At 47.0% G+C, this 13476-nt stretch carries 11 protein-coding genes; 5 read left to right on the forward strand and 6 right to left on the reverse strand.

Annotated features, from left to right (window positions below; translation table 11 throughout):
• Positions 1-3: 3 nt before the first annotated feature.
• A complete protein-coding gene (locus tag HP570_RS11760; protein WP_015890971.1) occupies positions 4-936 on the reverse strand; it encodes an ABC transporter permease in 933 nt (310 codons plus the stop codon).
• Positions 937-1500: 564 nt separating this feature from the next.
• On the opposite strand from HP570_RS11760, the gene HP570_RS11765 reads away from it, so the two are divergent.
• From HP570_RS11765 to HP570_RS11775, 3 genes are all read left to right on the forward strand, one after another.
• Positions 1501-2811 (forward strand): helix-turn-helix domain-containing protein, encoded by a 1311-nt coding sequence (locus HP570_RS11765; RefSeq protein WP_173625887.1) that lies wholly within the window; start codon positions 1501-1503, stop codon positions 2809-2811.
• Positions 2812-2923: 112 nt separating this feature from the next.
• Positions 2924-3862 (forward strand): alpha/beta hydrolase, encoded by a 939-nt coding sequence (locus HP570_RS11770; protein WP_173625888.1) that lies wholly within the window; start codon positions 2924-2926, stop codon positions 3860-3862.
• A gap of 53 nt (positions 3863-3915) precedes the next feature.
• The gene (locus HP570_RS11775) at positions 3916-4443 is read left to right on the forward strand and encodes a GNAT family N-acetyltransferase (protein ID WP_173625889.1); all 528 of its coding nucleotides are present in this window, start codon (positions 3916-3918) and stop codon (positions 4441-4443) included.
• 72 nt (positions 4444-4515) lie between these two features.
• Here HP570_RS11775 and HP570_RS11780 read toward each other — a convergent pair whose 3' ends face one another.
• The 3 genes from HP570_RS11780 to HP570_RS11790 all read right to left on the reverse strand — a co-directional run bounded on the left by HP570_RS11780 (position 4516) and on the right by HP570_RS11790 (position 8766).
• Positions 4516-5403 (reverse strand): DMT family transporter, encoded by an 888-nt coding sequence (locus tag HP570_RS11780; RefSeq protein ID WP_015890967.1) that lies wholly within the window; start codon positions 5401-5403, stop codon positions 4516-4518.
• A gap of 172 nt (positions 5404-5575) precedes the next feature.
• Positions 5576-7645: an acyltransferase family protein gene (locus tag HP570_RS11785; RefSeq protein ID WP_173625890.1), complete on the reverse strand. Its 2070-nt coding sequence runs from the start codon at positions 7643-7645 to the stop codon at positions 5576-5578.
• Between the two features lie 920 nt (positions 7646-8565).
• Positions 8566-8766 carry a hypothetical protein gene (locus tag HP570_RS11790; protein ID WP_016740466.1) on the reverse strand — a complete coding sequence of 67 codons (201 nt, stop codon included), beginning with the start codon at positions 8764-8766 and terminating at the stop codon, positions 8566-8568.
• A 190-nt stretch (positions 8767-8956) separates the two neighbouring features.
• Here HP570_RS11790 and HP570_RS11795 point away from each other — a divergent pair, with 190 nt between their 5' ends.
• Positions 8957-10573 (forward strand): multicopper oxidase family protein, encoded by a 1617-nt coding sequence (locus tag HP570_RS11795; protein ID WP_173625891.1) that lies wholly within the window; start codon positions 8957-8959, stop codon positions 10571-10573.
• A 43-nt stretch (positions 10574-10616) separates the two neighbouring features.
• Here HP570_RS11795 and HP570_RS11800 read toward each other — a convergent pair whose 3' ends face one another.
• Positions 10617-12581, reverse strand: coding sequence for an ATP-dependent DNA helicase (locus HP570_RS11800; RefSeq protein ID WP_173625892.1), 1965 nt, complete (start codon positions 12579-12581; stop codon positions 10617-10619).
• Between the two features lie 167 nt (positions 12582-12748).
• On the opposite strand from HP570_RS11800, the gene HP570_RS11805 reads away from it, so the two are divergent.
• Positions 12749-13108 carry a Lin0512 family protein gene (locus tag HP570_RS11805; protein WP_173625893.1) on the forward strand — a complete coding sequence of 120 codons (360 nt, stop codon included), beginning with the start codon at positions 12749-12751 and terminating at the stop codon, positions 13106-13108.
• Here HP570_RS11805 and HP570_RS11810 read toward each other — a convergent pair.
• Positions 13105-13434 (reverse strand): MGMT family protein, encoded by a 330-nt coding sequence (locus tag HP570_RS11810; RefSeq protein ID WP_173626144.1) that lies wholly within the window; start codon positions 13432-13434, stop codon positions 13105-13107. The genes HP570_RS11805 and HP570_RS11810 overlap by 4 nt on opposite strands.
• Positions 13435-13476: the final 42 nt, after the last annotated feature.

Here is a 13476-nt window from a genome sequence, read left to right on the forward strand (position 1 = left end):
TGGCTACCTCCCCCTGCTCGATAGTTTGATTCGTGGATCGATGAATATATAGGCCAGATCAATCAAGAAGATAATGAGTACCAAGATGGCACTGTAGAATACTGTCGTTCCTAGAATAACGGGATAATCTCGATTGAAAATGCCATCGACGAAGTATTTGCCGATCCCTGGTACCGCAAAAATCTTTTCGACAACAAACGTTCCGGTTAACAACCCCGCGATAAGCGGTCCCATAAACGTGACGATCGGCAAAATCGCGTTGCGGATTCCGTGCTTGATCACTATCAGAAAAGTCGGAATTCCTTTCGCCTCAGCGGTCCGTATGTAATTCTGATTCATCACGTCGATCATGCTCGTACGCATATAGCGTGTAATGATGGCTAAAGGTCCAAAAGCAAGTGCGAGTGAAGGCAGAACCGAGTGTTTCCAGCTGGCAAGCGTAGCTACTGGGAATAACGGCCATTTAATTGCCAAGTAATTAATGAGCAATGGCGCCATGATAAAGCTAGGTACAGCAATTCCTAATACAGCCAAGACCATTGCCGCATAATCAATCCAGGTATTTCGGTTTAATGCCGCAATTGTTCCGAATAAAAGTCCGAAAAAAAGGGCAACTGCTATCGCCTGCAAACCAATCATTGCAGATGCTCCGAAGCCATCTTTGATCATATCATTGACACCGCGTGTCTCCGACTTAATAGAAGGTCCTAAATCGAGCATGACCAAACTTTTTAGATAAAGCAAATACTGCATCGGCAGCGGTTCATCCAAATTGTATTTGGCACGCAGATTGAGCAATATTTGCTCGGGCAACTGATCTGACTCCGACGCGAATGGATCACCAGGGATCATATGCATCAAGCTAAAAGTCAACGTTACAATAATCCACAAGGTGAGTACCATCATCAGAATTCTTTTGAGTAAATAACGCGACATCTATACGCCCCCTAGTCCAGACTTGCAAAAAGATTGAGAAAATTCAACGTACCCTCCTTTTGTTCTAGTTCAAAAAGTTGACTTTTCAGCACCGAGAAGATGGAGAGAACCGAACGAAGGAGGAGTGCAGTGTAGGCTATCTACATGAGCACCGGACTTCGGAGGTGAACGCCATATTCGATGTCGAATTCGCTTTCTTGACTACTTCGTGATCAAAAGACAACTTTTTGAACAACCTCTTTAACGGAAATTGACCTAAAACATTCCTTAATTCAACAATATAGTGCCGTAATTATTTAATGTCAATTCTGATTTTTTTATTTTTTACATCGATTCATAAAGGAATTTGCTGAAAGTTGTCAAATATAAAACAATTAATACGGAAAATTTCCCTAAAACATCCCTATTTAAAGCTTCGTGGTCGCGACAGCTCGCATACCCATCTGATGAGTTATATCTTATCTATATAAGAAAGACTGGCATACTAAGATGCCGAAGAAAGGATGGATCTCCTTCCTGACGAATGGTTTATCCCGTAGTTTAACTTTTTTGGAGGATATTTTGATGATAAAAGTAGGCATAGTCGGTCCAAAAGATTCAGTAGATGCAATGCTAGCTGTGGGTCGTGAGTTTTCCGATCACATCCTGCTCACCTCCTTTGTTTATCAAGGAGTGGAACAAGTACCTGCCTATGTAGCCGAAAATGATATGGAAACAGATATCTGGTTCTTCTCTGGAGTCGCCCCCTATTCGATGGCAAAAGCGCATATAGGCAAGAAAAAAGCCTTTTATCCGCAAGTCAATTCTAGTGTCCTGACCAAAGTGTTGCTCGAATTGGTATACCGCGATGGTCTTTCTTTAGATCGTGTGAGCTTCGACACCGTTTCGGAAGCGCATTTTCGTGAGACTTTAGAGGAATTGGGCCTGCACTGTGAGAATCCATACCTAAAGCCGTATAAAGAATTCAGAAAGAGAGCTGAATTGGTAGCCTATCACACCCGTCTTATCCAGGAAGGCAAGGTAGACGCTTGTGTCACGGGAACGCTTTACGTCACCGAAGAATTAAAACGACAAGGAATCAGAGTATACCGAATGGGCTTCACGCGCTTTATATTTCGAGAGATTTTCAAGCAAATTCTGCAAGAGGGTGAAACGCTCCACTTCAAGCGCTCCCAAATTGCAGTTCAATTGATTGAGGTATCCGACATGGAAAAGCTCGTGAATGAACCTGCAAACGCATACGAGCTACGGCGACTCGATTTGAAGCTGCAAGAGCTCGTACTTGATTACACAGAGTCGATTTCCGGTAGCTTCGTCGCGGTCGGCAATTCCAAGTTCATTATTTTTTCCACCCGCGGATCGTATGAAGACAATCCAGATTTTCACCCCACGATCCTTTTGGAAAAAATTAAGCTGCTCACCCATTCGCACGCGAATATGGGAATCGGCTTCGGTGTCACAGCATTGTCTGCGGAGCGCAATGCACAGCTTGCTCTCGGTCACGCCAAAAACCATCAGGATGCCGTGATCCTTGTTGACCATGATGGTTCGATTGAAGGTCCGCTACGTCAGCCGAACAGCATCAGCTACGAATATTGGACACAGGACAAAGAAATCAGCGAAAATCTGAAAAAAGCTGGGGTCAGTATTACGACGTTTAACAAAATCATTTCCGTCCAAAAGGCGCTGGGGCAAAAATATATCAGCGCTTCGATGATCGCGGAATGGATGGGGATGACACCTCGCAATGCGCGAAGAATCTTAAGTGACTTGGCTGAGCACAGCATTATCGAACTCATTGGGGAAGAGACGCCAACGAACCGAGGGCGCCCACGGAAAATTTATCGTATACTCCCCTCGCCACAAACCCCTTAATTGTTTCTCCTTGAGAAAGGCCCAAGCTTGTGATTTCCAGAAAACTTTTGTGGATCATTGCTGGTCATGCATATAAGCTATCCAACTATTATGCGATTAGGGGGTCATACACATGCCCGTTCATCCACAGATTCAACAAATATTAGACGTCTTCAACCGCTCACGTTATGATGTTGACTTTAACCAATTGACACCACAGATAATGCGAATGGCGACTGATCTAAATCGAGATTCAAGCGTGGAACGTGAACAGGTAAAAAAGGTAGAGAATCTCTCGCTTCCCTTAGAAGGTCGTTCCATTCCGATTCGCATATACATACCAGAAGGTCATGCCCCCTTCCCTGCACTCGTGTATTATCATGGGGGCGGCTTTGTGATTGGCAATCTCGAAACAGCAGACTCGGTATGTCGCAACCTCGCAAATAACGCAAAATGTGTGGTCATTTCTATTGATTATCGGCTCGCTCCTGAACATCCTTTTCCTGCTGGATTGGAAGATGCCTATGATTCACTTCTTTATATTTCAGCTCATGCTGATCAGTTTGGCATTGATCCATCGCGGATAGCCGTAGGGGGAGATAGTGCCGGAGGTAATTTTGCCACGGTCGTGAGTCTCATGGCGAAAGAACGACAGGGGCCGCCTATCATATTTCAATTATTAATCTATCCAGCCGTAGGAATTGTGGACACCACTCCCTACCCATCCATGCAGGAAAATGCGCGTGGCTATTTGATGGATGTGGAATTGCTGAATTGGTTCCTCTCTCATTATTTACCGCCTGCCGATCTGCAAAATCCCTATCTTGATCCAATCCATGGTGCCGATCTCACTGCCCTGCCTCCTGCCATGGTGATTACAGCCGAATACGACCCTTTGCGAGATGGCGGAAAAGCGTATGCTGACAAGCTACGCGATAGCGGTGTCGATGTCGTCTATCGGAATGAACAAGGCTTGATCCATTCCTTCATCGGATTCCATACGACTATTAAGCAAGCGCAAGAATCGCTGGATGAGATGTCGGCGCAATTACGAAAAGCTTTCAAAATATAGGTCGTATTGGATAAACAAAGCGTAGGCATCAACATGGTAGGAAGGATGAAATCATGACTAGACATACAGACGACAAAGTGACTATTCGTTTCGTTCGCATCGAGGATGCGGCAGCCATTTTATCTATGCAGCGTGATGTGTTTTACGAAGGTGAATTTTTCATTGCTGTTTCCGAAGAGTTCAACAAAACCATGGAGCAGCAGCTTGAGTGGATACAAAGCATCATCGACAATGACAGGGACACCATGTTCGTAGCGGAAATAAACGGGGAATTGGCTGGCATGGTCGTGTTCGTTTCTCCGGCTCGCAAGCGTTTGTCTCATACAGGTTCGATCACGATGATGATCCAGAAAGCTCACAGAAATAAGGGCATTGGCAAGGTTTTATTGAAGGAGTTGTTAGCTTGGGCAGAGCAACATCCGCTCATTGAAAAAGTGAGCTTGGGGGTGTTCTCCAACAATCTGAGAGCGATCGCTTTATACAAAAGCCTTGGATTTGTGGAAGAAGGACGAAAAGTGAAAGAATTCAAGCTGGCTGAGAATGAATACGCAGATGATATCCTGATGTACAAATTCGTATAGCGTCCATTCGTTTTCCTTCCATGCAAAAAAAGGACCTTCCCATCAGGTCCTTTTCTTATGAGCAAGTAAGCTCTATACCGATTTAGATGGCTGAACAGCTTGTTTCTTTTGAACACTGGCAACAATCACACCCACGACGATCAACAAGGAGCCTCCGACTTGAATCGACGTCACCTGCGAGCCAAGCAGTAAAAACCCGACCAGCATCGCTACAAAGGGCTGCAGGTTAAGAAAAATAGCTGCTTTGCCCGTCCCTACCACCTTTAATTGCTGATTCCAGACGATTCCACATATGCCTTGCATGAGGATCGCGGTCAAAATGAGCATCGCCCATGCCCACACTTCATGGCTGATTTGCGCCCCCGGCTCGATCGTCAACATCGCCGCGGGAGTCAAAAATAACGTGCCAACCGTCGTCGAGTAAACCGTGGCAATAAACGGCTGGATGGTTTGCGTTAGTTTGCGAATGATGATCATGGAAGACGAGAATGCGACCATGGCAATCACAATGAGTAAGACTCCCTTGGTAATGGAGAGTCCAGCCCCAATACCGACAACGAAGAATGTTCCCATGAGCGCCAAGCCAGACCCAATCTTCATACGCAAGGTAAACTGCTCCTTCAAAAACAAAGAGGCCAGCACTGCGGTGACAATCGGTGACAAGGAAAGAATCAACGATGCCGTTGTCGCGTCTGTCGTCAAGAGCCCGTTGAAATACGCCGTTTGATTCGCCAGCGTCCCGATCAAGCCTAGCAATACAAGAAGTCCTAGCTCACGAGCTGTGATTTTCACGAATTTTTTGGCCAGCCACGCGTAGATGATGAGAAACATTGATGTGAAAAGCAAGCGTACATCTGCCAAAAACAGCGGAGGAAACTCTTTAACCAGCATGCTTCCGAACACAAAATTACTGCCCCACAACGTCACACAAAAAAGCAATAGCAAGTACGACCGAATCATGATTGTTCCTTCTTTCACCCGATGCATTATTCTTCCGTTAGCTATCGTACAAGAGAGTGAGAAAAAAGTCCATGAGCTGATCTGCTATTGTTTGATGGAAATGATGTTTGGTTGTACGCCTGTCACATAAAAAAGACCAGCGAACGAGTTTGTTCACTGGTCTTCCCTTGTTTTATTGTACCATTTCTACCATAGGGGTCTCCTCGGTTGCTTCCAGTGCCCCTTCCATCTGCCCTGTCTCTTCTACTTCCGACTCTTTCGCTTTCTCTTCCTCTTTCACTTCCGGCTTCTTCTCTGGCTGCGTCGGCGCGATTGCACTCGCCACGAGTGCCGCGTATTTTTGCGAGCCTTCCTTATTCGGGTGAACACCGTCTTTGTAAAAGTAAGAGCTTTGCCCTTCACTTGCCGTATACCAATCCACAAGAACGACATGTGGATGGGCAGCAGCCGTTTCCGCCAGCATCTTATTCACGACGCTTTCCCACGGTTTCGGTACGCGAGAATTGATGAGAATGATCTGCTCTACACCATCCAGTGATTGCAGGAGCTTGTCGAGCTGCCCTTTACTAAATGCGCCGTTCGAGCCTAATTCAATCACCACGCGATTTCCCAATTGGCCTTTTGCCTTGAGCTGCGCAATTACGTCAGGAGCTTGCGCCATTTGCCTTCCGATTTTGGCATCCACGACGATTCCTGGCAATAGTTTCTCCATGTATGGAGCCACATCAAGCATGACAGAGTCACCGATCACAGTGATCCCTTTACCAGAGCCTATCGCTTTGATCGGTTCCTGTTTTTGGTCAGGCTGTTTGGAAGCATTCGAATCTTTCTGCTTCTCGGCAGGCTTCTGCTTTTGTCCGTTGTTAGTTGGCTTCTGCTCATTTTTCGGTTTTGTTGGTGGAGTAGCTGGTTTTTGAACCGTTTCCGGTTTCTTCTCTACGATTGGCACCTCAGGACCGTGGGGCTTGTCGGGAACCTTTGTCTCGGCGACCGTTTGAGTTGGCTGCGTCACATTGCCAGCGGTCGCATCTGACGTGAGCGAAGCGATCCCATAATACGTAACACAAAGAGCAATCGCACAACCAGTGGCCAAAACACGGTTTAATCGTTTTGTTTTCTGCCCTGCCTTATTGGAGAGATTCCAGATTTTCCCTAATGCACCGTAGCGAATAGGCTCTTCGAGATATTTCCATGACAACGATGCCAGCAAAATGCTTGCGAGGAGCTGCAAAACCGCTCCAGGTATCGCCATCCACTCCCTTTCCGCCAAAAACGGATTCGTCCAAACGATAACAGGGAAATGCCACAAATAAATACCGTAAGATCGAACGCCAATCCAGCGCAGTGGCTTGCAGCCCATCCATTTCGCCAAGCTACTTGCCGGATGTGCGAGTACGGCGACCAGCACGGCACTGACGACAGACAGAAGGACGAGCCCGCCTTCGTACAAATAGTCATCATATTGATTCGTGTTCCAAATGCTGTACAAAAGAATCCCTAAGCTCAAGAGACCGCTTAGATCAAGCGTAATTCGCGCTTTTTGTGAAATGTTCGTCGTAAGTAAGCGACTCGGCCACATCATGGCGAGTGCGGCACCGATCAACAATCCGAATACTCGTGTGTCCGTTCCGTAATATACACGACTTGGATCAAGACCTGGCTCATACCATACAGCCATGAGGATGGCGGATAGTGCAGCCAGCACCAAAGTAATGATCATGATTGGCCCCCTGCGCTTCAGGAAGCGGAGTCCCAGCGCGAGTACCAGCGGCCAAATGACATAGAACTGTTCTTCGACCGCCAATGACCACAGATGGCCTAATGGTGAGGGCGGACCGAATTTTTCAAAATAAGATACGTCATGAAAGACCAGCCACCAGTTGCTCATGTACAGAACGGCTGCTCCTACATCTCCTCGAATGGTTTCCAACTGGGCTGGGGAAAAGATGGCTACCCCTGCCACTACCACAAACAACATGAGGAACAGCGCTGGGAGCAGTCTTTTGGCACGGCGCAACCAAAAGTTTTTCATGTCGAGTCTGCCATTTCGATTCCATTCTGCAATTAATAAGTCTGTAATTAAATATCCCGATAAAACGAAGAAAATACCGACACCCAGCAATCCCCCGGGTGCCCAGTCGTAATTCAAGTGATAAATAATGACTGCGAGTACCGCCAGCGCACGAAGCCCGTCGATCCCAGCCATGTATCGACTGCTGGAGCCTTTGATCGGTTCAGGCATGCTGGTGGCCTCCCATCGTTGCATGTTGGCGAGTGATTAATTCGTTCTGATTATTGTTTCTTTTCGTACCCATCGTCCTTTTCATATTTTTATGGTGATTCTTCGTGCTCGCCATGCAAAACATTTCATTCTCCCCTTTTACCTTCCGTTCTGTAATTGTCCTTTGTTGTTGGGGGCAGTCATTACACATCGGGAATTGCGTGCTCTATGAATGCAAAAACCCCTGTTTCTGGAATCGTGCGAAAGCGGGGGTTGGTCTCGTTCATTATCTTTATGGAAAATGAATTCTTCCCATCATCGTTGCCCGTATTCAGGATGTGATGAACTACTCACTATCTCGTTGTTTTTGGTTTGCTTACTCCCTTATATATGCATCACACCTTCCTTATAGTGGATGGTCTCACAAGGAAATTACCCGGTCCTTGTCTTACGTTAGACTCTTGCTGACTAGTTGTGTGTAACCTGATTATATGACGGTTTCGGGGGATAACTCGTTACAAACTGTTTACATTCTGACCCTATTTTTTCCCGGTAAAAACGCGGAACAAAAAAAGAAGCTGCTGGTATACTTTCCCCCATCAGCTTCACGATTGTTGATCATCGCAGACCACCACTGTCAGATGCAAACGTAAATTTTGCGAGTTGTATTGACATTCCTGATTGTCATTCGTTGATAAACCTTTGAGCCAATAAGTTTCTGCTTGATGTCATGTCAAATCCAAAAGCTAGTATGTATCATCTCTTCCAATTTGTACCGAATGGTTGCTTTGGAATCGGTATCCCCCGAAGGAAAGCGACATCAACCACGGTCATTCCCCTATCACTACCATTTTCGCCAATCGAAACGGGAAACACAAGACAAAAATAAAATCCCCATCGATTACCAGCACCGACGAGGATTTTCGCTTGATTATCCCAATTTAAATATGATGAGTAAACAAATAATTCAAGAAAAGACCACCGCTGACAACCGCAATCACCATACATGCGATGCCACTTTTCACCCGTTCGGAGAGCAATCGCATAAATCCAAGACAGAAAAAGACTCCTGTGACCAAAAAATAAGCGACTCCAACCCAAAAAACATTCCAAGGCAAGCTCGCAAAATCTACGTTACCCACACGTGAACACCATCCCTGTCCGATTCTACTGATTACTTGTATGTACGATACTCCATTATAGCATTTGTTCACGCTTTCTTTCCCATTTTTGCACAATGCGTAACAGAAGTGTCATACATCCTGTCTTCATGTTTTCTACACAATCGTTTGGTACGCTTTCTCCAACAGCGAAAAGGAGGAAAAAGTGCACATGAACAAACGGAAAATACGCCCATGGGCTTATCCACTGGTTCTAGGTGGCGTTTTGCTGTTATCGGCATGCTCAACTGCCACTGACAATACCACGATGGATCATACTGGGCACAACATGAATTCTTCACCCGAAACATCCTCACAGGCTCAAACCCAACAGATGGCCGCATCCAGCGACTCGTCGATGGAGGTACTTACAGGCACTACGTTTACCCTCACGGCAAAAGAAAAGATGCTCCACCTCGATGACAAGACCATGAAAAACGCATGGACGTACAATGGAACCGTTCCAGGTCCACAGCTTCGTGTCAAACAAGGGGAAACCATCAGCGTGACGTTGAAAAACGAATTGCCCGAGCCGGTCACCATTCACTGGCATGGCTTACCCGTCCCGAATAACATGGATGGAATCCCTGGGGTTACCCAAAATGCCGTAAGACCAAACGAAAGCTTCACCTACAAATTCAAAGTGGACGTTGCCGGGACATACTGGTACCACTCGCATCAAAACAGCGCCAAGCAGGTAGACAAAGGGTTGTACGGTTCACTTGTGGTGGAACCGGCTACACCAGAGCCTGTTGATAAGGACTTTACCCTCGTTCTGGATGAATGGATGCAGGACGATAGCATGGCGGAAATGCACGGAAGTGGCATGAGCCATGGCACGAGTGCCCCTTCTTCCGCTAGCTCGTCCACTGGTGGTCACAACATGGCCAGTATGGAGATGCCCATGAGTGACGCTGAGATGATGCCGCTGATGTATACGATCTTTTCCGTGAACGGAAAAACAGGCCCGGCCATCCAGCCGCTATCTGTTAAAGAAGGTGAAAAGGTCAGAATCCGCCTGGTCAATGCCGGATACTTGAACCACAAACTGAACCTGCAAGGTCATGAATTTAAAATCGTAGCAACAGACGGGCAACCTATCAATAACCCGCCACTAGTAGGCGGCCAGCTCCTCAATATCGGACCAGGAGAACGATATGATCTCGAATTTGTCGCAAACAATCCAGGCAAATGGTTACTAGAGGAGCGCAGCACAAATCCAGGCGCCAAGTCCCTTGTCGTGCCCATCGTCTACGAAGGCTCAGAATCAAAAGCAGCCAAATCCGAAGCTGGCGATATGCCGACGATAGACATTACCAAATACGGCGAGGCGGCAAAAAGCAGCTTTACACTAGAGCAGAAATATGACATTACGTATCAAATGGATCTGAACACGGAAACGGCAGATGGAAAAATGGCCTTTACCATCAATGGAAAAACGTTCCCAAATGTCCCTCCGCTTAACGTCAAAAAAGGAAATCTGGTCAAAGTCACACTGGTGAACAAATCCCCAAAAGATATCCACCCGATGCATTTGCACGGACATTTCTTCCAAGTAGTAAGCAAAAACGGTCAGCCAATCTCAGGCTCTCCTCTGGTTAAAGATACGCTGAACATTTTGCCGGGTGAAGCTTACGTAGTTGCCTTTGAAGCTGACAATCCAGGAGACTGGATGTTCCACTGCCACGATTTGGGCCACGCTGCGCAAGGAATGGTATCCGAAATAAAATATGAAGGCTTCAAGCCAGATTTTGTCGTCGATCCCACTGTCGGCAACATGCCAGAATAACTACAGAAAAAAGCAGGAGCCTACATGGCTTCCTGCTTTTTCATTACGCCAACACACCGTCCAAAGACGTTTTCCATTCTACGTCACTCGGAAATACATCCTGTACGTGCTGTCTCAGCTTGTCATTTTGGCTCAATTCCGGACTCAAGATCGATACCAGACCGCTATCCTCTCTCGTGCGGATTAAACGCCCGATGCCTTGACGCAGTCTCAGCAGCATGTAAGGCATATCTACCTCGTCGAAAGGATTTGCTGCACTTTTTCGTTTTGCTGTAAACACCGGATCATTCGGCGGGAATGGCAATGACCAAATAATCACATTGGACAGCGAAGGCCCTGGAACATCTAGCCCTTCCCACAGGCTGACCGCACAGAGGCTGCTTTTCTCGTCGTTTTGGAACTGAGAGATCAGATGGCTGATTTCCGCATCTCCTTCGAACAAGAATCGCAGATCTGTACAGGTAGGCTCGTTTTTGATAGCGGCCTTGAATTGCTGTAATTCCTCCATGGAGGAAAACAACAACAGCGCACTACCCGCTGATTTTTGCAGCAATTGGGTAGCCTGTCTCATTTTTTCCGCAAAGGAGTCGGTCGCAGATAGTGTTGGTACGTATACTTCCATTTGCTTGTCGTATTCGTATGGAGAAGCAACCGAGAACGACAGATATTGCTCAATGCCCAAGCTGTCCGCCACATAGTTGAATGATCCATCTACAGATAGAGTCGCCGACGAAAAGACTATCGGCATCTTTTGTGAGAAGACGCGCTCTTCCAATACTTCCTGCACCTTTTTTGGCATGACGACCAAGGTCGGCCCTGTAATCTCTTCACTCATCCAGGAAATGACGTGATCCGGGTCTTGGAAAAGTCCCAGTGCCAGCTGCATCATTTCCAGATGCTCTTCGACAATTCGCAGTTGGAACTCGTCCAACGTATACAGACCACCCTCTAGCGCCAGCTCTTCTTCAATCCAACTGACGAGACTCGTAAAGCGGTGGATGGTGGCAATGAGTTCTGGGTGAAAATGGATTTCTTTGCGGTTGGAGCCCATCACAGCCTTGCTCTCTTCGTTCAATCGGGAGAACATCTCCTCGCTCTGAGCAATGGCTTCTTCAATGGCAATGGCGAGCTCTTCCCTGATCTCACCCTTCAAGACACGCGTAATCGTTTCTTCGAAGACGGAGTGATTCAGCTTGTACGTCAATGCTTTTTGGGCAGCAGGCTCCAACAGATGACCCTCGTCAAAAATGACCGCGCTATGCGGCGGCAGCAACGGTAACTGACCTCCGCGCTTGCGGATCTCATAGGTCCACACATGCTCCATATAAAAGTCATGGGAACAAATGATCAAATCGGCTGACTGACGATAATGATTTCTGGATAGGGTCTGCCCACAGCGGTGCTGTCTGTCGCACACAAAGCAATCCTGAAAAGTATCCCAGTTCATCTGCGACCATTCTTGGTCATCCAGATCAGGATATGTGCTGCGATCCCCGTACGGATAAAATGACTGCAAGGCCTCATGTGTATGAACAAACGATGGCAGCTCTTGATAAATATGCTGGAAAGCTTCACCTGTCTCAGGCTGGAATCTCGCCTCATCCAGCTTGCGCAAACAGACATATTGGTCTGGAGATTTACCGAGTCTCGCGTCAATCGTCAGGTTGAGATGGCGAGCCAGTTTGGCAATATCGCCTTCCGGTTTTACGAGCTGCTCAATCAGCGACTCATTCGCACAGGCAATGATGGCGGGCTTTCTGGTATATCGTGCATAGCAGATCGCGTACAGCAGGTAAGCCAATGTTTTCCCCGTGCCTACTCCCGCCTCTGCAAAAATCGTTTGCTTTTCTATAAAAGCCCGTTCAAGCTGAAAGGCCATGTAGATTTGCTCATCACGCACCTCGAACCCAGCCTCAGGCAATACTTCATAAAAAACGTCCGCTACCCAATCACTCACCTGAGAGATGAACGGCTGGGACGGATCGTAGTCAAAAGGATAACGTTCCAATTGTGACCTGCCTCCAATAATGTAAAGAATCGTCAAGCATAGATGCTAACATGTTATGATGACATGTCTTGACGATAAACACAATACAGATGAGAGAAAAAACCATTCCTTTTCGTGGTAAGATAAGGATGGTAGAAAAGCAGAATAAAACAGGAGTGAACAAGCCAATGGAAAAAGTAATGTTTATTGAAATTGGAATGGGCATCGACATGCATGGTCAAAACGTCACCAAAGCCGCAGTCCGCGCTGTTCAAAATGCTATCCATCATAATTCGATGCCTGGATTGCGTTCTGTCCTGCCAGGAAACGATATCCATAACATGAAAGTACATGTGAGACTTGCCATTCCAGCTGACAAGGACAAGCTCGACTTGGAAACGGTTCGTCAAGCACTGCCTTACGGGGAAGTCTCCTTCGAAATCGTCGATGGCGGCATGCTGACAAGCAGCGGGGTCGTGATCGCTGAAAAAGAGGACAAGAACGACCTTGCCTATATCGTCATCGCTTCGGTAGAGGTCGGCTATTAGAATCCCGGCTCATCTACTACCTGTGGGCGAAACTGATAGCGCTCCAACGCTATTTCTCCTGCTGCCGACACGACTACCCCTTCGCTTTCCAAGGCCATTTTTTGAAGCGTGAACGAATCCAAATCTTGCAATCCGATCTTTCCTTGGGCGTTGATGACTCGATGCCAAGGAAGCTGGTGCTTTTTGGACATGGAATGAAGGATGCGAACGATTTGTCTGGCAGCTCTCGGACTCCCGGCCAACGCTGCAATTTGCCCGTACGTCATGACATGGCCAGCTGGAATCCCGGCAATGATTCTTAGTGCGCGCTGCGTAAATTCGGTCATGATGACGACTCCTTCTTGCTTGATCAAATCAAAAGGCTTGTG

The sequence above is a fragment of the Brevibacillus sp. RS1.1 genome, from assembly GCF_013284365.1.
Lineage (GTDB): Bacteria > Bacillota > Bacilli > Brevibacillales > Brevibacillaceae > Brevibacillus > Brevibacillus brevis_D.

Bases quoted from the DNA above. Each gene is read 5' to 3' on its own strand.
- HP570_RS11760 (WP_015890971.1), bottom strand. From the start codon at position 936: ATGTCGCGTTATTTACTCAAAAGAATTCTGATGATGGTACTCACCTTG.
- HP570_RS11765 (WP_173625887.1), top strand. From the start codon at position 1,501: ATGATAAAAGTAGGCATAGTCGGTCCAAAAGATTCAGTAGATGCAATG.
- HP570_RS11770 (WP_173625888.1), top strand. From the start codon at position 2,924: ATGCCCGTTCATCCACAGATTCAACAAATATTAGACGTCTTCAACCGC.
- HP570_RS11775 (WP_173625889.1), top strand. From the start codon at position 3,916: ATGACTAGACATACAGACGACAAAGTGACTATTCGTTTCGTTCGCATC.
- HP570_RS11780 (WP_015890967.1), bottom strand. From the start codon at position 5,403: ATGATTCGGTCGTACTTGCTATTGCTTTTTTGTGTGACGTTGTGGGGC.
- HP570_RS11785 (WP_173625890.1), bottom strand. From the start codon at position 7,645: ATGCCTGAACCGATCAAAGGCTCCAGCAGTCGATACATGGCTGGGATC.
- HP570_RS11795 (WP_173625891.1), top strand. From the start codon at position 8,957: ATGAACAAACGGAAAATACGCCCATGGGCTTATCCACTGGTTCTAGGT.
- HP570_RS11805 (WP_173625893.1), top strand. From the start codon at position 12,749: ATGGAAAAAGTAATGTTTATTGAAATTGGAATGGGCATCGACATGCAT.
- HP570_RS11810 (WP_173626144.1), bottom strand. From the start codon at position 13,434: ATGACCGAATTTACGCAGCGCGCACTAAGAATCATTGCCGGGATTCCA.